The organism is Sodalis sp. dw_96, assembly GCF_018449575.1.
GTDB lineage: Bacteria > Pseudomonadota > Gammaproteobacteria > Enterobacterales > Enterobacteriaceae > Acerihabitans.
Window position 1 is genome coordinate 217,014 of record NZ_JAAVUT010000007.1, and the last position, 22,593, is coordinate 239,606.

21 protein-coding genes are annotated in these 22,593 nt (G+C 56.1%); 5 read left to right on the top strand and 16 right to left on the bottom strand.

What is annotated here, in order from left to right; translation table 11 throughout:
- Positions 1 to 81 precede the first annotated feature (81 nt).
- From murG to mraZ, 10 genes are read right to left on the bottom strand one after another with little or no spacing between them, the layout of a single operon-like run.
- Complete coding sequence (gene murG / locus HB631_RS13255) at positions 82 to 1,149, bottom strand: undecaprenyldiphospho-muramoylpentapeptide beta-N-acetylglucosaminyltransferase (protein ID WP_213991629.1); 1,068 nt, start codon at positions 1,147 to 1,149, stop codon at positions 82 to 84.
- Positions 1,146 to 2,348 (bottom strand): cell division protein FtsW, encoded by a 1,203-nt coding sequence (gene ftsW / locus HB631_RS13260; protein ID WP_213991630.1) that lies wholly within the window; start codon positions 2,346 to 2,348, stop codon positions 1,146 to 1,148. Before ftsW ends, murG begins: the two co-directional genes overlap by 4 nt.
- The gene (gene murD, locus HB631_RS13265) at positions 2,348 to 3,652 is read right to left on the bottom strand and encodes a UDP-N-acetylmuramoyl-L-alanine--D-glutamate ligase (protein WP_213991631.1); all 1,305 of its coding nucleotides are present in this window, start codon (positions 3,650 to 3,652) and stop codon (positions 2,348 to 2,350) included. The genes ftsW and murD overlap by 1 nt, the downstream gene beginning before the upstream one ends.
- Positions 3,653 to 3,654: 2 nt before the next feature.
- A complete protein-coding gene (mraY, locus tag HB631_RS13270; RefSeq protein WP_213991632.1) occupies positions 3,655 to 4,737 on the bottom strand; it encodes a phospho-N-acetylmuramoyl-pentapeptide-transferase in 1,083 nt (360 codons plus the stop codon).
- Entirely contained in the window at positions 4,731 to 6,089 is a 1,359-nt protein-coding gene (murF, locus tag HB631_RS13275) for a UDP-N-acetylmuramoyl-tripeptide--D-alanyl-D-alanine ligase (protein WP_213991633.1), read from the bottom strand. Before murF ends, mraY begins: the two co-directional genes overlap by 7 nt.
- A complete protein-coding gene (gene murE, locus HB631_RS13280) occupies positions 6,086 to 7,573 on the bottom strand; it encodes a UDP-N-acetylmuramoyl-L-alanyl-D-glutamate--2,6-diaminopimelate ligase (protein WP_213991634.1) in 1,488 nt (495 codons plus the stop codon). The genes murF and murE overlap by 4 nt, the downstream gene beginning before the upstream one ends.
- On the bottom strand, positions 7,560 to 9,323 hold the full coding sequence (locus tag HB631_RS13285) for a peptidoglycan glycosyltransferase FtsI (protein WP_213991635.1): 1,764 nt from the start codon (positions 9,321 to 9,323) through the stop codon (positions 7,560 to 7,562). Before HB631_RS13285 ends, murE begins: the two co-directional genes overlap by 14 nt.
- A 27-nt stretch (positions 9,324 to 9,350) precedes the next feature.
- Complete coding sequence (gene ftsL, locus HB631_RS13290; RefSeq protein ID WP_213991636.1) at positions 9,351 to 9,671, bottom strand: cell division protein FtsL; 321 nt, start codon at positions 9,669 to 9,671, stop codon at positions 9,351 to 9,353.
- On the bottom strand, positions 9,668 to 10,609 hold the full coding sequence (rsmH, locus tag HB631_RS13295) for a 16S rRNA (cytosine(1402)-N(4))-methyltransferase RsmH (RefSeq protein WP_213991637.1): 942 nt from the start codon (positions 10,607 to 10,609) through the stop codon (positions 9,668 to 9,670). Before rsmH ends, ftsL begins: the two co-directional genes overlap by 4 nt.
- A gap of 2 nt (positions 10,610 to 10,611) precedes the next feature.
- Positions 10,612 to 11,070, bottom strand: coding sequence for a division/cell wall cluster transcriptional repressor MraZ (gene mraZ, locus HB631_RS13300; RefSeq protein ID WP_213991638.1), 459 nt, complete (start codon positions 11,068 to 11,070; stop codon positions 10,612 to 10,614).
- A gap of 861 nt (positions 11,071 to 11,931) precedes the next feature.
- On the opposite strand from mraZ, the gene HB631_RS13305 reads away from it, so the two are divergent.
- Complete coding sequence (locus HB631_RS13305; RefSeq protein WP_213991639.1) at positions 11,932 to 12,375, top strand: L-alanine exporter AlaE; 444 nt, start codon at positions 11,932 to 11,934, stop codon at positions 12,373 to 12,375.
- Between the two features lie 53 nt (positions 12,376 to 12,428).
- Here the strand turns inward: HB631_RS13305 and cra are convergent, their stop codons facing one another.
- From cra to ilvI, 3 genes are all read right to left on the bottom strand, one after another.
- The gene (gene cra / locus HB631_RS13310; protein WP_213991640.1) at positions 12,429 to 13,433 is read right to left on the bottom strand and encodes a catabolite repressor/activator; all 1,005 of its coding nucleotides are present in this window, start codon (positions 13,431 to 13,433) and stop codon (positions 12,429 to 12,431) included.
- 189 nt (positions 13,434 to 13,622) lie between these two features.
- On the bottom strand, positions 13,623 to 14,120 hold the full coding sequence (gene ilvN, locus HB631_RS13315) for an acetolactate synthase small subunit (RefSeq protein ID WP_213991641.1): 498 nt from the start codon (positions 14,118 to 14,120) through the stop codon (positions 13,623 to 13,625).
- A gap of 2 nt (positions 14,121 to 14,122) precedes the next feature.
- On the bottom strand, positions 14,123 to 15,841 hold the full coding sequence (gene ilvI, locus HB631_RS13320) for an acetolactate synthase 3 large subunit (protein WP_213991642.1): 1,719 nt from the start codon (positions 15,839 to 15,841) through the stop codon (positions 14,123 to 14,125).
- A 580-nt stretch (positions 15,842 to 16,421) separates the two neighbouring features.
- Between ilvI and leuA the strand changes: the two genes are divergently transcribed.
- Genes leuA through leuD form a run of 4 tightly spaced genes read left to right on the top strand, consistent with a single transcriptional unit; the run spans position 16,422 to position 21,115 of the window.
- The gene (gene leuA / locus HB631_RS13325) at positions 16,422 to 17,999 is read left to right on the top strand and encodes a 2-isopropylmalate synthase (protein ID WP_213991643.1); all 1,578 of its coding nucleotides are present in this window, start codon (positions 16,422 to 16,424) and stop codon (positions 17,997 to 17,999) included.
- Positions 18,000 to 18,001: 2 nt separating this feature from the next.
- Positions 18,002 to 19,093 carry a 3-isopropylmalate dehydrogenase gene (gene leuB, locus HB631_RS13330; RefSeq protein ID WP_213991644.1) on the top strand — a complete coding sequence of 364 codons (1,092 nt, stop codon included), beginning with the start codon at positions 18,002 to 18,004 and terminating at the stop codon, positions 19,091 to 19,093.
- Positions 19,094 to 19,098: 5 nt separating this feature from the next.
- Positions 19,099 to 20,499, top strand: coding sequence for a 3-isopropylmalate dehydratase large subunit (leuC, locus tag HB631_RS13335; protein ID WP_213991645.1), 1,401 nt, complete (start codon positions 19,099 to 19,101; stop codon positions 20,497 to 20,499).
- 13 nt (positions 20,500 to 20,512) lie between these two features.
- Positions 20,513 to 21,115 (top strand): 3-isopropylmalate dehydratase small subunit, encoded by a 603-nt coding sequence (leuD, locus tag HB631_RS13340; protein WP_213991646.1) that lies wholly within the window; start codon positions 20,513 to 20,515, stop codon positions 21,113 to 21,115.
- Positions 21,116 to 21,305: 190 nt separating this feature from the next.
- On the opposite strand, the gene HB631_RS13345 is transcribed toward leuD, so the two are convergent.
- From HB631_RS13345 to sgrT, 3 genes are all read right to left on the bottom strand, one after another.
- Positions 21,306 to 21,446: a hypothetical protein gene (locus HB631_RS13345; RefSeq protein WP_213991647.1), complete on the bottom strand. Its 141-nt coding sequence runs from the start codon at positions 21,444 to 21,446 to the stop codon at positions 21,306 to 21,308.
- On the bottom strand, positions 21,421 to 21,909 hold the full coding sequence (locus HB631_RS13350; RefSeq protein ID WP_213991648.1) for a hypothetical protein: 489 nt from the start codon (positions 21,907 to 21,909) through the stop codon (positions 21,421 to 21,423). Before HB631_RS13350 ends, HB631_RS13345 begins: the two co-directional genes overlap by 26 nt.
- A gap of 516 nt (positions 21,910 to 22,425) precedes the next feature.
- Entirely contained in the window at positions 22,426 to 22,593 is a 168-nt protein-coding gene (sgrT, locus tag HB631_RS13355; RefSeq protein WP_255556980.1) for a glucose uptake inhibitor SgrT, read from the bottom strand.

Genomic DNA, 22,593 nt, shown 5'->3' on the forward strand with positions numbered 1-22,593 from the left:
ACCACTTAAGTATGATGTTTCTCATCGGATAGGCCCATAGGTCCACCCGGTCGATTATTCGTTGTTGCGCCGGTCCTGTTGTCAGGCTTTAGCCGCCGCCACCACTACCCGCGCCACCCGCTCCGTCGCGTCCGGAATCGCTGCTTTGCGGGCGTTTTCCGCCATGGTCAGCAGCGTTGTTCGATCCCAGGCGGCAAGCAGTTCGCTCACGCTTGCCACCGAAAACTGCGGTTGTTCAATAATTCTTGCCGCGCCGGCTTGCTCCAGAGGCCGGGCATTCCAGTACTGCTGCCGGTCTTTGTGCAGAAAGGGCACAAAAATCGCCGGCAGTCCGGCGGCGGCCACTTCGCTCACCGTCAGTGCACCGGAGCGGCAGACCACCACGTCGGCCCAGGCATAGGCCGCCGCCATGTCCTCGATGAACTCCGTCACCTTGTGGCCGGTTTGTCCGGCCTCAGCATAAGCGCGGTTCACATCCGCCAGCGCGCCTTTGCCCACCTGGTGCCACAGGGTAATCCGTTCTCCCAGGCGGGCGGCAACCCCCGGCATGGTCTGATTCAGCACCCGCGCGCCCTGGCTGCCGCCTACCACCAGCACCCGGACGGGTCCCTCGCGCCCGGCAAACCGTTCGGCGGGCGGCGCCAACGCCAGCACATCGGTGCGTACCGGATTGCCCACCACTTCGGCCCGGGGAAACGCGCCCGGAAACGCCTGCAAAACCTTTTTGGCAATCTTCGACAGCCAGCGATTGGTCAGCCCGGCGATGCCGTTTTGTTCGTGCAATACCACCGGGACCCCGCATAGCCAGGCCGCTAATCCCCCCGGCCCGGAAACGTAGCCGCCCATGCCCAGCACCACGTCCGGCCGGTAGGCGCGCATAATGGCTTTCGCCTGCCGCACCGCGCGCCAGATCCTCAAGGGAGAAGACAACTGGGCGCGTAATCCTTTACCCCGCAAACCGGAAATACGGATAAAATCGATATCGATACCGTTTTTCGGCACCAAATCGGCTTCCATTCGATCGGCGGTACCCAGCCAGCGCACCTGCCAACCGCGATCCATCAAATAATGGGCCACCGCCAGTCCGGGAAAGACATGGCCGCCGGTACCGCCGGCCATCACCATTAAACGTCTGGTTTTCCCGGTCATCGGGGATCCCTTGCAAACGCCTGCGCTTTAGTCAGGCGCGTTTCAAAATCAATACGCATCAACAACACTATCGCCGTGGACATCACCAATAAACTCGAACCGCCGTAGCTGACTAACGGCAGAGTTAACCCTTTGGTGGGCAACATGCCGGCCGCAGCGCCGACGTTCACCAGGGTTTGAAAGCTGAACCAGATACCGATGGCGCAGGCCAGGAAACCGGAAAAACGCTGATCGATCTCCAGGGCTTTGCGACCGATGGACATAGCACGAAAAGCCACGAAGAATACCATCAACAGCGTTAAAACCACACCGAAATAGCCAAGCTCTTCGCCTAAAATCGAAAAGATGAAGTCGGTATGCGCCTCCGGTAAATACTCCAGCTTTTGCACTGAATTGCCCAGTCCTTGTCCCCAGAACTCGCCGCGGCCAAAAGCCATCAGCGATTGAGTCAGCTGATAACCGCTGCCGAACGGGTCCTCCCAGGGGTTCCAGAATGAGGTCACCCGTCGCATACGATAGGGTTCGGCGAAAACCAGCAGCACCACCGCGAAAATGCCCGAGCCGATAATGGCCAGGAACTGCCACAGCTTGGCGCCGGCCAGAAACAGCATCGCCAGGGTGGTGACGAAAAGCACAACCACCGTCCCCAGGTCGGGTTGCGCCAGCAGCAGAACCGCCAGCACCACCATGACGCCCATGGGTTTGCAAAAACCCCAGAAATTGGAGCGCACTTCTTCCACTTTGCGCACCAAATAGCTGGCGAGGTAAAAAAACAGCGCCAGTTTGGACAATTCAGCGGGCTGAATGCGCAACGGGCCGAGGGCTATCCAGCGCGAGGCGCCGTTAACCGAGCTCCCTACCACCAGCACCACCAGCAGCAGCACCATGGTCATAAGCAGCATCGCCGAGCTGTAGCGTTGCCACACATCCATCGGCACCCGCAGCGTCACCATCGCCAGACCAAACGACAGCGCCAGGTAGAAGGCGTCGCGCTTGGCAAAATAGAACGGGTCGTCCGACAGCCGCTGCCCGATGGGCATGGAAGCCGAGGTCACCATGACAAAACCAAGACAGGCCAGGCCGAGGGTCAGCCACAGCAGGGTGCGATCGTAAAGCATGTTGGTGGGCGCCTCGACTTCGCGCACGCCCATAATCCAATCTTTTAACCCGCCGAAATGGCTCAATCCCGGTATCCGCATCAGCCGAGCTCCTTTGCCAATCGCGTGAATTCATCGCCGCGGTGTTCGAAGCTGCGGAACTGATCGAGACTGGCGCAGGCCGGCGACAGCAACACCATATCCCCCGCCTTGACCCGGCCGGCTATCTGCCGCATCGCCTGCTCCATGGTTTCGGTTCGAAGGGCGACATCCGGGCGCAGGTCCGCCAGCGGGTCGCGGTCGCGGCCAAAACAGTATAAACGGATGTTTTCCCCCTGCAGCAGGGGGAACAGCGGCGTGAAATCCGCCGCTTTACCGTCGCCACCCAATAACAGATGCAGCGTCCCGTCTACCTTCAAACCGTTAAGCGCCGCTTCGGTACTGCCGACGTTGGTGGCCTTTGAGTCGTTTATCCAGCGCACGCCGTGATTTTCATAGGCCAACTGGAAACGATGGGCCAGGCCGGAAAAGCTCCTCAGCGCCTCCAGGCCGGCGTCGCGGGGGATCCCCACCGCATCCGCCAGAGCCAGGGCCGCCAGCGCGTTGGTGTGGTTGTGACGCCCGGTGAGCTTCATTTCGCCGGTATCCAGCACATGTTCGCCTTTTACCTGCAGCCACTGACCGTCGAGACAATACTCTCCCGCCGCCACGCCGAAACCGACGCAGCGGCTATCCCGACCGCGCACCGGCAGCGTCAGCGGATCCTCGGCATTCACCACGCAAGCCTTGGCGTTTTCATATATCCGTAATTTAGCCGCGCGGTATTGCTGCATACCGAGGGGATAACGATTCATATGGTCTTCGGTGACATTCAGGATCGTGGCGGCGGCGGCCCGCAAGCTGGAGGTGGTTTCCAGTTGGAAACTGGACAATTCCAGCACATACAATTCTTTGGGCTGGTTAAGCAGCATCAGCGCCGGCCAGCCGATATTGCCGCCGACGCCCACCTGCCGGCCGGCTTTCTTGGCCATTTCCCCCACCAGCATGGTGACGGTGCTTTTACCGTTGGAGCCGGTGATGGCCACAATGGGCGCGTTAGCCTCGCGGCAAAACAGCTCGATATCACCGACAATCTCAATGCCCGCGTCGGCGGCGGCGCTCAGCGCCGGGTGGGACAGGGAGATACCGGGGCTGGCCACGATCAGATCCGCTTCCAGCAGCCAGTCTTCATTCAACCCGCCCAGATGGCGTTCCACCCGGTCACTGAGTTTATCAAGGCCGGGAGGAGTGAAACGCGTATCCATCATGCGCGGCGTGACGCCCCGGCTGATAAAATAATCGACGCAGGAAAGGCCGGTTAATCCTAACCCGATAATGACGACTTTCTTATCGTGATAATCGTTCATATTTACCTTACCTTCAGCGTCGCCAGTCCAATCAGGACCAGCATCAGCGAAATAATCCAGAAGCGCACGATAACCCGTGGTTCCGGCCAGCCCTTCAATTCATAGTGATGATGGATAGGCGCCATGCGGAATATCCGCTGGCCGCGCAGTTTGAATGATCCCACCTGCAGGATCACCGACATGGTTTCCATCACAAATACCCCGCCCATGATCACCAGCAGAAACTCCTGGCGCAGCAGCACCGCGATGGTGCCGAGCGCGCCCCCCAGGGCCAGGGAACCCACATCTCCCATAAACACCTGCGCCGGGTAGGTGTTGAACCATAGGAAGCCCAGTCCGGCCCCCACAACGGCGGTGCACACGATAACCAGCTCCCCGGCAAAACGGATATAGGGGATATGCAAATAGTTGGCGAAATTCATATTGCCGGTGGCCCAGGCCACCAGGGCCAGCCCGGCGGCGACAAACACCGTCGGCATAATCGCCAGTCCGTCCAAACCGTCGGTGAGGTTCACCGCGTTGCTGGTGCCGACGATAACGAAATACGCCAGCACCACATACAGCAGGCCCAGCTGCGGCATAATATCTTTGAAGAACGGTACCACCAGCTGGGTGGCCGGTGTCCCTTTGCCCACCGCGTACATGGTGAAAGCCACCGCCAGCGCAATCACCGATTGCCAGAAATATTTCCAGCGGGCGATTAAACCCTTGGTGTCTTTACGCACCACCTTGCGGTAGTCGTCGATGAACCCCACCACGCCGTTGCCCAACAACACAAACAACACGCACCAGACATAAGGATTGGATGGGTAAGCCCACATCAGTACCGACACGGTAATGGAGAACAGAATCATCAAACCGCCCATAGTGGGGGTCCCGCGCTTACTGAAATGAGATTCTGGTCCGTCACTGCGCACCACCTGCCCGATTTGCAGTTTCTGCAGCCAGGCGATTAAATGCGGTCCCATCCATAACGAAATAAACAGTGCGGTCAGCAAGCTGACAATGGAGCGAAACGTCAAATACGAAAAGACGTTAAAGCCCGAATAAAATTGGACCAAATGCTCGGCCAGCCAAACTAACATGACACCTTCTCCTGTAACGCACGCACGACCTGCTCCATTGCGGCGCTACGTGAACCTTTTACCAACACGGTAATAACCGCATGCTCGGACAACAACTGCGCCAGACGGGAAGTCAGCGACGCCTTATCCGAAAAATGCTCGCCGCATCCGCTGGACTCGCCGATAAGGGCGCTCAGTTTGCCGACGCTTAATACTTTATCGATACCCGCCAGCCGGACCGCGTCTCCCACCTGCCGGTGGCATTGGGCCGCCTCGTCCCCCAGTTCGGCCATATCTCCCACCGCCATGACCCGGTAGCCGGGCATCTCTCCCAGTACCTGCGCGGCGGCGGTCATGGAGCCGACATTGGCGTTATAGCTGTCATCCAGCAATAACCGGCCGCCCCCTAACGGAATGGGGAACAGCCGCCCCGGCACGGCGCTCAGTTGCCCCAACCCGGCGCTCACCGCCTCAAGGGGCGCGCCTACCGACAATGCCAGGGCGCAGGCCGCCAGGGCGTTGGCCACATTATGACGTCCCGGCAGGGGCAAATTCACCTGACATGCCCCCAGCGGCGTGTGTAGCGTAAAAAGCACGCCGCCGCCCCGAACCCTGACACTCTCGGCATGGAAATCCGCCGTTGGGTCGGTCACTGAAAAGCGCCAAACGGTTTGCTGTTGCAGCAGGCCTTGCCAATGAGGCCAGTCGTGACTGTCCGCGTTGATGATGGCGTGTCCCCCGGCCGGCAGACGGTTAAAAATTTCCCCTTTGGCCCGGGCCACGCCCTCCAACGAGCCGAACCCCTCCAGATGGGCGGCGGCGATATTATTCACCAGCGCACTGTCGGGACAAACCAGTGAGGCGGTATAAGCTATCTCGCCGATGTGATTGGCGCCGAGCTCGATTACCGCGAAATCGTCCTCGGGAGTCAGCCGCAACAGGGTCAGCGGCACGCCGATATCGTTATTAAAATTACCGGCGGTGGCCATGACGCTCCCGCATTGGCGCAGGATAGCGGCGGTCATCTCCTTGACCGAGGTTTTCCCCGAGGAGCCGGTGAGCGCCACCACCTTGGCCGGCACCTGGCGGCGAACCCAGGCCCCCAGCAATCCCAGGGCGCGACGGGTATCGGCCACCACGAGTTGCGGCACCCCTACCGGTAAGCGCTTGCTTACCAGTAAAGCCCGCGCTCCCGCAGCGACTGCCTGGGGGACGAAATCATGACCATCGAAATTTTCTCCCGCAAGGGCCGCGAACAGGCAAGATTCGTCCACGGCGCGGGAATCAGTGGTCACCGACCCGACTATACAATCGGTGCCGAGTAATTCTCCGTCCAGCAGAGGCGCCAGGGTGCGCAGGGAGACGTTAATCATGCCATCACCCCCAGCAAACGCGCCACGGTGGTCCGGTCGGAGTAATCAAGCCGCTGCTGGCCGATCAGCTGATAATCCTCATGTCCTTTACCGGCCACCAGCACCACATCCTGCTCCGAAGCCTGCATGATGGCGCTGGTGACCGCTTCCGCCCGGCCCGGAATCACCAAGGCACGGCCCGCATCCAGCAAACCGGTCAGAATATCGTTGATAATGGCCTGCGGCGCTTCGCCGCGGGGATTGTCGTCGGTGATCACCACCCGATCCGCATACTGTTCGGCAATGCCGCCCATAAGTGGGCGCTTACCTTTGTCCCGATCGCCGCCGCAGCCGAATACACACCATAATTTGCCGTGGCAATGCAGCCGTGCCGCTATCAGCGCTTTCTCCAGCGCGTCCGGCGTATGGGCGTAGTCCACCACCACGGTGGGTTTGCCGCCGCCATGGAACACTTCCATGCGCCCGCAAACCGATTGCAGCTTGCTGCCGGTACGGGTCAGCTCCGCCAGCGGATAGCCCAATGCCAGCAAGGTAGCCAGCGCCAGCATCAGATTACTGACATTAAATTCACCGATAAGGCGGCTTTTGATCTGACCGGCGCCCCAACTTGAATCGAATTCAATACCGACGCCGGTATTGTGGTACGCCACATTGTCCACCCGCAGCCAACGGGCCGGGCGGGGGTCGGGCAACGGTCCCGCTACCGACACCGCCACCGCATCCGGCAACCGGGCCAACCAGCGCCGGCCCACCTCGTCGTCAGCGTTGATGATGCGCTGCGCCACCGGATAATCGGCGAATAAACGCCATTTGGCCGCTTCGTAATGTTCCATATCGCCGTGGTAGTCGAGATGATCGCGACTGAGGTTGGTAAAGGCGACGGCGGCGAAATGCAGGTCGGTCACGCGGTGTTGCACCAGTCCGTGCGAGGAGACTTCCATCGCGGCAAAGGTCGCTCCCTGCCGCTGCAACTGATAAAGGGTCTGCTGAATATCTATCGCCGACCCGGTAGTGTTTTCAACCGGGACTTCCTGACCGAACAGGCCGTTGCCCACGGTGCCCATCACAGCGCTCACTTCACCCAACAGCTGCGTCCACTGCGCCAACAGGTGGGTGGTGGTGGTCTTGCCGTTGGTGCCGGTCACCGCCGCCAACTGAAGTTTGAGGGACGGCTGCTGATAAAAACGACCGGCCAGGGCCGACAACCGCCGGTTGAGCTGGCTCAGGTAGACCACCGGCACGCCGTGCACTACCCGTAATTCGCCGTCCTCGGCCACGCCGTCCGCTTCCGCCACCACGGCGGCGACACCTTGCGCAATAGCCTGGGAGATATAACTGCGTCCGTCCGTTTTATGGCCGGCAACGGCCACGAACAGATCCCCGGAGGCCGCGGTACGGCTGTCCAGCGTCATTTCCCGAAGCCCCTGCTCCGGCGCCAAAGGCATCCACGGAGCCAGTAGTTCGCGCAAATTACGTTCGGTCACCTGATCCCTCTACTTGATTAATTACCATTTCATTTTTATCCCCGGTGGGCAGCGCATCCGGCTCCACATTCATGGTGCGCAACACGCCGCTCATAATGGCGCCGAATACCGGTGCGGAAACCGCGCCGCCGTAATATTTCCCCGCCTGCGGATCGTTTATCACCACCACCAGCGCGAATCGGGGCTGGCTGGCCGGCGCAACGCCCGCGGTATAGGCGATATATTTATTGATGTATTGTCCGTCTGACCCGACCTTTTTAGCGGTACCGGTTTTGATGGCGATACGGTAGCCCTTAATGGCGGCCTTGGTGCCGCCGCCGCCCGGCAATGCCACGCTTTCCATCATGTGCACCACGGTACGGACCAGGGGTTCGGGGAATATCCTCTCCCCCGCCACCGGCGGATCAACCTTGGTAATGGACAGCGGGCGCAATATGCCCAGACTGCCGATCGTCGCATAGACCCGGGCCAACTGTAACGGCGTCACCATTAGCCCGTAGCCGAAAGAGAAGGTGGCCCTCTCTATGTCAGACCACCGTTGTTTATGGGGATATAAGCCACTGCTTTCTCCGACCAACCCCAAATTGGTCGCTTTTCCCAGCCCAAAACGCGAATAGGTCTCTACCAGCGCAGAGGACGGCATCGCTAACGCCAGTTTGGAAACGCCGACGTTACTCGATTTTTGTAAAACCCCGGTCAGGGTCAGCTCAGGATAGCGAGCCACATCTTTGATTTGATGGCCGTTAATGTAATACGGCACGGTGTTGAGCACACTGTTTTCCTTGATAACGCCCCGCTGCAGCGCGGTCATTACCACCATCGGCTTCACCGTGGATCCCGGTTCGAAAATATCGGTGATGGCGCGGTTGCGCATCACGTCTTTCGAGGTGCCGGTAAGATTATTCGGGTTGTAAGAGGGGCTGTTGGCCATGGCCAGCACTTCGCCGGTGTTAACATCCACCAGCACGGCGGTGCCGGACTCGGCTTTATTGAACGCCACCGCGTTGTTCAGTTCGCGATAGACCAGCGCCTGCAAGCGTTCATCGATGCTCAACACCAGATTGTGCGCCGCCAGGCTATCCACCGAGGAGATATCCTCGATGACCCTGCCAAAACGGTCCTTGCGCACCGTGCGTTCACCCGATTGCCCCGTCAGCCAGCGATCAAAGCTTTTTTCAACCCCTTCGATGCCCTGGCTGTCGATATTGGTAAAACCAATCAGATGAGAGGTGACCTGACCGGCGGGATAGTAGCGGCGGGATTCTTCCCGCAGATTAATCCCCGGCAGCTTCAGTTTGCGGATATAGTCGCCGACGGCCGGGTTAACCTGACGGGCCAGATAAACGAAACGTCCTTTTGGATTGGCGTTGATACGGGACGCCATCTGATCCAGCGGCAGCGATAACGCGTCCGACAAGGCCTTCCAGCGGCTGTCGGCGGTAATGCCGCCCCGGTCGTTCAGCTCTTTCGGATCGACCCAGACGGCATTCACCGGCACGCTCACCGCCAGCGGACGTCCCGCGCGGTCGCTGATCATGCCCCGGGAAGTGGGCACTTCCTGCACGCGCAGGGACCGCATATCCCCTTCACGCACCAGCATGTCGGGATTGATCACCTGCAAATACCCCACCCGGAATACCAGCCCCAACAAGGCGATAACGATACAGCCGCACAACAACGCAAAACGCCAGCTTACAAAGCTGGCTTGATCAACATAGCGTTTCAATCTAATCGCCCGTGCGGCTTTCATTAATTTTTGGCCATCCGTTTGCGTTCGTTATTGTTGAACCACGATATTTTCCTGTGCAGGATCCACATGCTGCATCTTTAGTTTTTCCGTCGCTATACGTTCCACCCGGCTATGATCCCCCAGGGCGTTCTCTTCCAGAATCAGGTTGCGCCACTCGATATCCAACGCATCCCGCTCCAATACAAGCTGTTCCCGCTGGGCGGTTAGCCTGCGGGTTTCATGGGTGGTCGTCACCACCAGCATTGCCGACACCAGCACGGCCACCAGCAATATCACCGCTATCTTGGCATGGCGCAGCAGGTCCGAACCGATGACGCCAATCAGCCCGTGACGCTCGTTGCCCATCATGCCGGCAGCTTCTCCGCCAGGCGCAGTACCGAACTGCGCGCGCGAGGATTGCCCGCCACTTCACCCTCGGACGGCTGCATCTTGCCGGCGGCCTTCAGCTGCGGTTTGCCCAGGGCGGCGATCTGCGTTTCCGTTAACGCCATGTAAGCCGGAACCTGGGGAGCGCGGCTATGATCGCGAATAAAGCGTTTAACCAGCCGGTCTTCCAGTGAATGAAAGCTGATTACCGATAAACGACCGCCGGGGGCCAATACGCGGAGGGCGCCGTCCAGCGCCCGCTCAAGCTCTTCCAGTTCACTATTGATATAAATGCGAATGGCCTGGAAGCTTCGGGTGGCCGGATGCTTGTGCTTTTCACGAAACGGGCTGGCGTTCGAGATAAGCTCCGCCAGTTCATGGGTACGGGTCATCGGCGATTGCTGGTTTTTTTCCACGATCGCCTGGGCGATACGTTTGGCGAACCGCTCCTCGCCGAAGGTTTTCAATACCCAGGCGATGTCGTCGGCGTCCGCCTTGAGCAGCCATTCGGCGGCGGACAGACCACGGGTGGTGTCCATCCGCATATCCAGCGGTCCGTCGCGCATAAATGAAAATCCCCGCAGGGGATCGTCCAGCTGCGGGGAAGAGACGCCCAAATCCAGCAGGATGCCGTCTATACGTCCGGTCAGTTCCCGATCGTCCATATAATCGGCCATGGCGGAAAACGGGCCGTGGATTGCGCTGAACCGGGTGTCGAGCATCGCCCGCGCGGCCTCAATGGCCTGCGGGTCGCGATCAATAGCCAGCAGACGTCCTTCCGCTCCCAGGCGGGACAGGATAAGACGTGAATGACCACCGCGCCCGAAGGTGCCGTCGATGTAAATACCCTCGGGGCGTATATTCAGGCCGTTTACCGCTTCATCCAGCAAGACGGTGGTATGTAGGTAAGTTTCTGCCATAGCTATAGAGACAAGTCTTCCAGTCGTACAGAAAGCGGTTCCTGCGCCGACAGTTCAGCGTCTATATCGTCCTTGACTTGTTGATACCAGGTCTGTTCATCCCACAACTCAAACTTATTGAATTGTCCGACCAGCATCACTTGTTTGGTAAGTCCGGCATGAAGCCGTAATGTTTGCGCAATGAGCAACCGACCAGCGCCGTCCATCTGACATTCACTGGCATGCCCCAGCAACAAACGCTGAACACGGCGTTCGGCGGGATTCATGCTGGACAGACGCGACAGCTTTTGTTCAATGGTTTCCCATTCAGGCAGGGGATAAAGCAACAGGCATGGTTGGTGAAGGTCAATGGTACAGACCATCAAGCCCTCCGTTTCCTCGATCAGCTTATCCCGGTAACGGGTTGGCACGGCAAGCCTGCCTTTGCTGTCGAGATTAACCAACGTTGCCCCACGGAACATATGCTGATTTACCCCTCTAAAACCCTTTTCACCACATTATCCCACTTATTCCCACGCAAAAGAGTGTACGAATGGTATTAAAACATTGTCAAGCTACTAAAGAGCAAGAAGGGGATTATTTATGCATGAAATAAGGCACTCTGAAGGGAATTAGTTGAAGATGGGTAAAAAAGTATACAAATAACATCATGATATTCATAAAGAGGACATTCTGATAAAAATACGTAAAATTGTGATATAACCCAAAACCCATCTCTCGGCGGGGGGCGGATTGTCTGGCGGGCTGATTATACGCCATCCTCCGCGTGGCGCTCAATCGGCATCTGGTCAAGAAATGCGCCTGTTTTGTTTAACATCAGGTTTTTTATAAAACCGTTACTGTTCACTAAGGTAAATTGCCAGAGAAATATAACGATCCCGCCGGTATAAATAAAAACCCCTTTTTAACGTTAAAATAGTTCCACTGATGCAGATTTTCTCCGCATTTTTTTATTTGTTGTTGTGCCGTTTATTAGATTAAACCGGAATTATCCTAAAAGATCACCCATTGACCAAATACCCTTACCCTCTTTAGGTCTGTCCCAACGGTTAAATTTTCGCTACAAGCAACCACCCTTTCAACTAGTTGTAAATGAAGGATTTTATCATTTATGCCGAGGTTAATAGCCTGTTTCTGGTCAAAAGAATATTTTTCAGGCATATTGAACCACGTTGTCGTTTAAAATAAAGATTAATCACTAGTTAACTAGACACAGCCAGTGATGTAACCTATATCATATGAGATAAGCATCATAAAAAACTATGCCGACTAATCGTTAAATCCACAACGTTTAGCACCCTTTTTATTCTGGAGCCTCTGCTATGTTTTCCCGTTCGTCTCGTTTACGCATGGCTGCGGCCGATACGTTTGCTTTGGTGGTGTATTGTTTCATAGCAGGGATGGCTATAGAGATCCTGCTGTCGGGTATGAGCGTGGAACAGTCACTTTCATCGCGTCTGGTTTCGTTGCCGGTGAATATCGCCATTGCCTGGCCGTTCGGACAATACCGCGATGCGGTGTTGCGTTTTGCGCGGCGTTACGGCCCCGATACATTCTGGACCCGCAGTATCGCCGACCTGCTGGCATACGTCAGTTTCCAGTCACCGGTCTATGTCGCTATTCTTTGGTCGGTAGGGGCGGATACGCAGCAAATCATTACCGCGGTGGCGTCCAATGCAGTTGGTTCGATGATACTGGGGGTGGCATACGGTTATTTTCTCGAGTATTGCCGCCGGCTGTTCCATGTGGCGGGTTACGTCAACTAACCCACATGGCTCCTCTCTCCCGGAGCCATGCTTTCAGATTGGTTTTCACGGGGTCAGGCGCGGCTGAGGGACCCGCGTCGAAAAAGGTTGCGTCGCAAACGCGTTAGTCCGGGCTTCGGCCTATGCGGTTCGTCCAGGCTAGCCAACACCAATTCCAGCACCCGCTCCGCGACTTCCCGATGGCGCTGCGCCACCGCCAGCACCGGACATTCCAGGAAATCCAGCAGCTCATTATCCCCGAAGGTGGCGATGGCCAAATCCGGCGGCAGACGCCCGTTACGTTTTAACGTCACATCCATGACGCCCTGCAGCAGAGAAAAAGAGGTGGTGAAAATGGCCTGTGGCATCGGATGGCTTTCCAGATATTGGCTGAAGAGCGCCGCCGAGGCCGAACGCTCGTAACTGTTGGCATAGAGGTAATCGGGCTGCCGGGGATCGTCTCCCCATCCCTGCCGGAATCCCTGTTCGCGTAAAAAGCTCACCGACAGCTCAGGCAAGGCGCCGAGATAGAGCACCTGTTTGCCGGGAAATGTGCGCAGTTCACGGGACAGCATTTCCGCATCCTCCTGATCCGCACCCACCACACTGATAAAATGCTCGCGATCGAGGGCACGATCCAGCGCCACGATGGGAAAGGGATCTTCAGCCCAGCGTTGATAAAAAGGGTGTTCCGGTGGCAGAGCGGTTGAGACGATGATGGCATCCACCTGCCGTTGCAGCAGGTGTTCGACACAGCGCATTTCATTATCCGGCTGATCCTCGGAACAGGCGATCAGCAGCTGATAACCACGCTGGCGCGCCTGCCGCTCAAGGTAATTGGCGATGCGGGTATAACTGGTGTTTTCCAGATCCGGGATGACCAGACCGATGGAACGCGTCCTCCCCGCCCTCAGCCCGGCGGCAACCGCATTGGGATGATAGTTGTGCTCACGCACCACCGCCATCACCTTTTCAACGGTTTTATCGCTGACGCGGTACTGTTTCGCTTTGCCGTTGATCACATAACTGGCGGTTGTGCGCGAAACACCAGCCAGGCGCGCGATTTCATCCAGTTTCACAGAGACTCCTTTGCGCTGATAAGGTTAAAAATTACCCTAGATGTCCATAATCCCATCGGGGAATTAAACTATGCTACAACTATCAGCAGAAAACGCTAAGAAGTAAATGTGAGAGATGAGATACCTTAAACAATGTAAGCCTCTGAATGAAGAGGCCCTGTTATCCGGGCAATGCGCCCGGTCAGACAATCAGCGCATCACCTTATCGCCCCGGGAAAGGCCGACGATACCGGAGCGGGCCACCTCGACAATTTCCCCCACCTCACGAATAGTGGCCAAAAACGCGTCCAGCTTATCGCTGGTACCGGTTAATTGAACGGTATACAGCGAAGGAGTCACATCCACTATCTGCCCGCGAAAAATATCGGCGCAGCGTTTGACTTCCTCGCGGATCACGCCGCTGGCCTGCACCTTGACCAGCATGATTTCCCGTTCCACATGGGTTCCCGCGCCTTGGCCCAGTTCGCTGACCCGCAGCACATCCACCAGTTTATGCAGCTGTTTCTCTATCTGTTCCAGTACCTTGGCATCGCCCATGGTCTGGATGGTCATGCGCGACAAGGTGGGATCGTCGGTAGGCGCCACGGTCAGGCTTTCGATATTGTAGCCGCGCTGGGCAAACAACCCGATTACCCGCGATAAGGCGCCCGATTCATTTTCCAATAATACCGATAAAATCCGGCGCATAATCACGTCCTCTCCGTTTTGCTTAACCACATTTCGTCCATGCCGCCGCCGCGAATTTGCATGGGGTAGACATGTTCCGAGCCATCAACCATGACATCGACGAACACCAGGCGATTCTTTTGCGCCAGGGCGGCGGCAAGCTTCGGCTCCAGCTCTTCCGGCGTTTGAATGGAGATACCCACATGACCGTAGGCTTCCGCCAGCTTGACGAAATCCGGCAACGACTCCATGTAGGATTGGGAGTGGCGGCCTGAATAAATCATATCCTGCCACTGCTTGACCATGCCCAGGTAACGGTTGTTCAAACTCACCACCACCACCGGTAATCCATACTGCAGCGCGGTAGAGAGCTCCTGAATATTCATCTGGATACTACCGTCGCCGGTCACGCAAATCACCGTCTCCTCGGGCAAGGCCAACTTCACCCCCAGAGCGGCCGGCAGGCCGAAGCCCATGGTGCCGAGGCCACCTGAATTAATCCAGTGCCTGGGTTTATCGAACGGGTAATAGAGCGCGGCGAACATCTGATGCTGTCCCACGTCGGAGGCCACATAAGCATTGCCGCCGGTCAGGCGATACAAGGTCTCGATGACCGTTTGGGGTTTGATTTTACCGCTGTTGTGGTCATAGTCCAGGCAGTGGCGGCCACGCCACTGCTCAATGTCCTGCCACCAGTCGCGCAACGCATCGAAGGGCTGCCGGGCATCGTTCTGATCCAGCTGCTCCAGCATTTGAATCAGTACCTGCCGGGCATCGCCGACAATAGGAATATCCGCCGTCACGGTTTTGGAAATCGACGCAGGATCCACATCGATATGCAATACCGTGGCATCGGGACAGTACTTCAGTAGGTTATTGGTGGTGCGATCGTCAAAACGCACGCCGACGGCAAAGATCACGTCGGCCCGGTGCATGGTCATATTCGCTTCAAAGGTGCCGTGCATCCCCAGCATCCCGAGGCTCTGGCGGTGGGTGCCGGGAAAACTGCCCAGGCCCATCAGCGAACTCACCACCGGAATGTTCAGCTTTTCCGCCAGCTGGCGCAACTCCTGGTAGCAGCCCGAGGTTATCGCCCCGCCGCCGGTATAGATAACCGGCCGTTCGGCGGCCAGCAGGGTTTGCAGCGCCCGGCGAATCTGCCCTTTGTGGCCGTGCACGGTGGGGTTATAGGAGCGCATCGACACCGAGTCCGGATAAACATAGGGCAATTTCACCGCCGCGCTGAGAATGTCCTTGGGCAAATCCACCACTACCGGTCCGGGGCGGCCGGTGGAGGCCAGATAGAAAGCCTTCTTCAGCACGCCGGGGATGTCCTCGGTCTTTTTAACCAGATAGCTGTGTTTTACCACCGGGCGGGAGATCCCCACCATATCGCATTCCTGAAACGCGTCGTAGCCGATAAGCTGACTCGCCACCTGACCGGATATCACCACCAGCGGGATGGAGTCCATATAGGCGGTGGCAATGCCGGTGATGGCATTGGTGGCGCCGGGCCCTGAAGTCACCAGCACCACGCCCACCTTGCCGGTGGCGCGGGCATAGCCGTCAGCCATATGCGCCGCACCCTGCTCATGGCGCACCAAAATATGTTCAATCCCACCGACCGTATGCAATGCATCGTAAATATCCAATACGGCCCCGCCGGGATAACCGAATATATGCTTAACGCCCTGATCGATTAACGACCGGACGACCATCTCGGCTCCTGACAACATCTCCATGGGTTTGCCTCCAGGCTTACGTAGGTTCTCCGACAGCGGCAACGCCGACTGTCGCTTGGCACAGGGAAAATATCAGCAATGACACCCTGAATGACTGGTTATTATTAATTTATGACCGGTAACGATAGCGCCTGTTGATGAGCCAGGCAATTGCCAAAAAAATTATCGGCCTGGTATGAATTATTCATTATTCCGTAAAATAATTGATTTAGAGTCGATTAAACTGGAAAACCTTCACAGATAACTTCACAGCACTGCTATTGGGAGCAATTACGGATGTTAACATTGTCACTACAAGGTGACCATCCGCCCCTCTGTGATAAGCATTATGTATGAAATATTGACTTTAAAGAACGATTCATGTACCAATAAATATCAATAGATATTCATGACCTGGACGCCGATATATTATGTTCGTTTCTACCCGCCTACTAAGCCTACTACTACTCGCACCCATGATGCGCGGTACGCTGGTACACGGAGTTTAGAACTGACTCAAACGTCCCAGATAAAAACCCGCGCATTGCGCGGGTTTTTTTATGCCCGCAATGCGCCAAGAACAGCGAAATAGGAACAGGATATGAGCCAACAAGTTATTATTTTCGATACCACGCTGCGCGACGGGGAACAGGCGTTACAGGCCAGCCTGAGTGTAAAAGAAAAATTGCAAATCGCCCTGGCGCTGGAAAGGATGGGCATCGATATCATGGAAGTGGGCTTTCCGGTCTCTTCCCCGGGGGATTTTGAATCGGTCCAGACCATTGCCCGGCAAATCAAGAACAGCCGGGTCTGCGGCCTGGCCCGCTGCGTGGAGAAAGATATCGATGTCGCCGCCGAAGCGCTGCGGGTCGCCGAGGCATTTCGTATCCATGTTTTCCTGGCCACCTCCACCCTGCATATCGAATCCAAGCTCAAGCGCAGCTTCGAACAGGTGATGGAAATGGCGGTACAGTCGGTAAAACGCGCGCGCAACTATACCGACGATGTGGAGTTCTCCTGTGAAGACGCCGGTCGGACCCCCATCGATAACCTGTGTCGCATCGTCGAGGCGGCCATTAACGCCGGCGCCCGCACCATCAATATCCCGGACACCGTCGGCTACACCACTCCCCTGCAATTCAGCGGTATCATCACTTCCCTGTTCCAGCGCGTGCCCAATATCGATAAAGCGATTATTTCCGTGCATTGCCATGACGATTTAGGCATGGCGACGGGCAACTCCATCGCCGCGGTACAGGCAGGCGCGCGCCAGGTGGAAGGCACCCTGAACGGCATCGGCGAACGGGCCGGCAACACCGCCCTGGAAGAAGTGATCATGGCCATTAAAGTGCGCGAGGACATCATGGGCGTGCACACCAATATCAACCACCAGGAAATTTACCGCACAAGCCAAATCGTCAGCCAGCTGTGCAATATGCCGATTCCCGCCAACAAGGCGGTGGTGGGCTCCAACGCTTTTGCCCACTCTTCCGGTATCCATCAGGACGGGGTGCTGAAAAACCGGCAAAACTACGAAATCATGACGCCGGAGAGCATCGGACTCAAAGAGGTACAGCTCAACCTGACCTCACGCTCCGGCCGCGCGGCGGTGAAACACCGCATGCACGAAATGGGCTATCAGGAACAGGATTATAACCTGGACGAACTGTATGCCGCCTTCCTCAAATTGGCGGATAAAAAGGGCCAGGTATTCGATTACGATCTGGAAGCGCTGGCTTTTATCAGCAAGCAGCAGGAAGAACCCGAGCATTTCCGCCTGGACTCTTTCAGCGTCCAGTCCGGCTCCCATGATATCGCCACCGCCTCGGTACAATTGGCCTGCGGCGAAGAGGTGACGGCGGAAGCCGCCACCGGCAACGGCCCGGTGGACGCGGTCTACCAGGCGCTGAACCGCATCACCGGCTACCCCATTGTCCTGCAGAAATATCAGCTGACCGCCAAGGGCCACGGCCGGGATGCGCTGGGGCAGGTGGATATCGTGGTAGATTACCAGGGCCGCCGGTTCCACGGCGTCGGTCTGACCACAGACATTATTGAATCGTCCGCCAAGGCCATGGTGCATGTAATGAATAACATCTGGCGGGCGCAGCAGGTGGAAATTGAACTGCAGCGTCTGCAAGGACAAAACAATAAACGGGATTATCAGGAAACGGTGTGAACATGAGCAAGACCTATCATATAGCGGTATTGCCGGGAGACGGCATTGGCCCGGAAGTCATGGCGCAAGCCTATAAGATTTTGGCCGCGGTGCGCGAACGTTTCGCGCTGAGGATTACCACCGGCGAATACGATGTGGGCGGAGTGGCCATCGACAGGCACGGCAGCCCGCTGCCCGATGCCACCCTCGCCGGCTGCGAGCAGGCCGATGCCATCCTGTTCGGCTCGGTGGGCGGCCCGAAGTGGGGACACCTGCCGCCGGATGAGCAGCCGGAACGCGGCGCGTTATTGCCGCTGCGCAAGCACTTCAAACTGTTCAGCAATTTGCGGCCGGCCCGTCTCTATCCGGGATTGGAAGCTTTTTGCCCGTTGCGCGCCGACATTGCCGCCAGAGGTTTCGATATTTTGTGCGTACGCGAACTTACCGGCGGAATTTATTTCGGTCAGCCCAAAGGCCGGGAAGGCAGCGGCATGCATGAACATGCTTTCGATACCGAGGTCTACTACCGTTTCGAAATCGAGCGTATCGCCCGTATCGCCTTTGAATCCGCCCGCAAGCGTCGCCATAAGGTCACCTCCATCGACAAGGCCAACGTGCTGCAAACTTCCATCATGTGGCGGGAGATCGTCGGCGAGATTGCCAAAGATTATCCCGATGTTGCCCTGGAGCACTTGTATATCGACAACGCCACCATGCAGCTGATTAAAGATCCGTCGCAGTTCGACGTATTGCTGTGCTCGAATTTGTTCGGCGATATTTTATCCGATGAATGCGCCATGATCACCGGTTCCATGGGCATGCTGCCTTCCGCCAGCCTGAATGAACAGGGCTTCGGTTTGTATGAGCCCGCCGGCGGGTCGGCCCCGGATATAGCCGGTAAAAATATCGCCAATCCGGTGGCGCAGATTCTTTCCACCGCGCTGATGCTGCGCTACAGCCTGGGCCTTGCCGACGCCGCCGATGCCATCGAGCAGGCGGTGAACCGGGCATTGGCCTCCGGTCACCGCACCGCTGACCTGGCTGGCGACGGCCAAGGGGCCGGCACCGACGAGATGGGCACCCTCATTGCCGGTTATATTACTCAAGAGGCATAAAGATTATGGGCAAGTCGTTATACCAAAAATTATATGATGCGCATGTGGTTTATCAGGCGCCGGACGAAACACCGCTGTTATACATTGACCGCCATTTGGTGCACGAAGTGACTTCTCCCCAGGCGTTTGACGGCCTGCGCGCCATGGGCCGCCCGGTACGCCAACCGGGTAAAACCTTCGCCACCATGGATCACAATGTCTCCACCCAGACCCGGGACATTAACGCCAGCGGCGAAATGGCCCGCATCCAGATGCAGGAATTAATCAAAAACTGTGCTGAATTCGGCGTCCAGCTTTACGATCTGAACCACCCCTATCAGGGTATCGTGCATGTGATCGGTCCCGAACAGGGCATGACACTCCCGGGCATGACCATTGTCTGCGGCGACTCACATACCGCTACCCACGGTGCTTTCGGTGCATTGGCCTTCGGCATCGGCACTTCGGAAGTGGAACATGTGCTGGCCACCCAGACCTTGAAACAGGGCCGGGCCAAGACCATGAAAGTGGAAGTCACCGGCAAGGCCGCTGTCGGCATTACCGCCAAGGATATCGTGCTGGCGGTGATCGGCAAGATAGGCTCCGCCGGCGGTACCGGACATGTAGTGGAATTCTGTGGCGACGCCATCGCCGCCCTGAGCATGGAAGGCCGCATGACCCTGTGCAATATGGCGATTGAAATGGGCGCCAAGGCCGGACTGGTGGCACCCGACGATACCACCTTCGCTTACCTGCAGGGCCGTCAGTTTGCGCCGAAAAGCGATAACTGGCCGCAGGCGGTGGCCTATTGGAAGACCTTGCGTTCCGACGATGACGCGGTATTCGACAAGAAAGTTACCCTGCATGCGGAAGATATCGCGCCGCAGGTCACCTGGGGCACTAACCCCGGACAGGTTATCGCCATTAATCAAATCATCCCTTCGCCGGAATCGTTCAGCGATCCGGCGGAACGCAATTCCGCCGCCAAGGCGCTGGCCTATATGGATTTGCAGCCGGGCATCCGTTTGACCGATGTGGCTATTGATAAAGTCTTTATCGGATCCTGCACCAATTCACGCATTGAGGATCTGCGCGCGGCGGCGGCCATCGCCAAAGGCCGTCGGGTGGCTTCGGGCGTACAGGCCATCGTGGTGCCGGGTTCCGGTCCGGTTAAGGCGCAGGCGGAAGCCGAAGGGCTGGACAAGATTTTCCTTGATGCCGGCTTTGAATGGCGTTTGCCCGGCTGCTCCATGTGCCTGGCAATGAACAACGATCGGCTGAACCCAGGCGAACGTTGCGCATCCACCAGCAACCGTAATTTCGAAGGGCGACAGGGCCGCGGCGGACGCACCCATCTGGTGAGTCCGGCGATGGCGGCGGCGGCGGCGGTCACCGGGCATTTTGCCGATATTCGCGAATTGAACTAAGGGAGTCAGCAACATGGCAAAATTTACACAACATACCGGACTGGTGGCGCCGTTGGATGCCGCGAATGTGGATACCGACGCCATCATTCCGAAGCAATTTTTGCAGAAAGTCACCCGTACCGGCTTCGGCCAGCACTTGTTTAACGATTGGCGTTTTCTCGACAACGCCGGGGCACAGCCCAATCCCGATTTTGTGCTGAATAAGCCACGCTATCGCGGCGCCAGCATATTGCTGGCCCGGGAAAATTTTGGCTGCGGCTCTTCCCGCGAACATGCGCCCTGGGCCTTGACCGATTACGGTTTCAAGGTGGTTATCGCCCCGAGCTTCGCCGATATTTTTTACGGCAACAGCTTTAGCAGCCAATTGCTGCCGGTGGCCCTGCCCTCTGAACAGGTGGATGAACTGTTTGCGCTGGTAAATGCCCATGAAGGCGTCACCTTTACCGTGGATCTGGAACGGCGGCAGGTGATTGCCGGCGATAAAACCTACCCGTTCGAGATAGACGCTTTTCGCCGTCATTGCATGATAAACGGCCTCGATAGCATCGGACTAACGTTGCAGCACGAGACCGCCATTACCGAGTACGAAGCCAAACAGCCGGTGTTTTTACAATAGTATTCACACTATTTTTAACGGCTCTTTTTGATATTAGGTTGGCCGTCGCCAGCCATCGTGTTAGAAGCTGGGGAGTTTTACTCTCCGGCTTCAGTTGAAGGCAACACACCCAAGCACAGTTTTAATTCCGGGCCCCTAAGGTTTATTAGGGGCCGGTTTTGATTTGCATAAAAAAACGTTACACCCCGGTTTACAGAGATGACGCCCCTACTTTAAGATTGCCAGCGGCGGCGGCCTGTTCGAAGGCTGCTTTAATCTGACGCATACCTTCAACCTTTCTTTCTTTGACGGTCATTTTTTTAATTTCAGAAACATCGCGTTTTAACTGCATAACCTTTGCCTCCCTCACCCAGATCGGTGGATACTTCGTATATTACATCATCAAATGAGCGCTGTAAAATACGGTGATAAAACCGCTTTAGCCTTTGATTTTCCGCTACGGCAAAATACGTTTTAGTGGCATAAATATTATAATGCAATGTTATAATATTTTTCAGCCTGTGCGTAAGTTCATGCAGAAATCCCAGGCCATATAGGCCGGCGCCTTTTAGGGGCGGCGCATAAAAAGTGTTACTGATATAATTGTCTAAACGGTCAAATTTGATATCATAACTATTAGCAGGAATATTAAACCCGACCTCTTGGCATCGGTACTGATGATAATCCTCGTCGCGGATATCTACCAAGGAGAAAATAATCAAGAACTCACAGCCTTGCACAATAAAATCATAACGGTGACAGATCATGTCACCACAATGAAACTCAATAAAATTTTTCGGGGTATCATCCGGCATATTATTCAATCATTGTGGTTGACAGACAGAACATCTTAACCGGCAAATCCTTAAAAACAATACTTATTTTTACATTAATATTCAATGATATAACAGGTTTTATTATATAATCGATAACGGCTTATCAACATCAATAATGCCTTAACCAGGACAATTAGATGGAAATGACCGATGGCCGCTGAATTCACGGTCAACATCAATGTTAATATCACCACACCGTGCTATACGCATCACAAATCTAAATCCCAATATACCTTTTCTGCTCGGCAAGCATTGCACAGTTTTCATTTCAATGTTCCGGCATTATCAAACTCAAACCTCTTGGCATTATTCATGAATGACTATTTTAATTTATCATATGTTGATTTCTTCAACCCTCTCCGTTATATATCTAACCGCCTCTGTCCATAAAAAAACCGGCAAGCCATTACTTCCCGGCTGGTTAATTACACCAATACTAACAAGCTTACGTTTATACCCTTCATCTTTATACCATGGATATTTATTCATAGAATATTATATCCAGTGCTGGTATTCGTTTTCCGGCATCTTATCGATGTGCCACTGGGTGACCTGTAATAATATTGCCATCCTCGCGGTGCTTAGCGCCTTATTAGGGCGGTCGCCTTTACTGATGGCACGCAGATAGCGTTGATAAAATCGTCGCAATACCGGTTTTTTCAT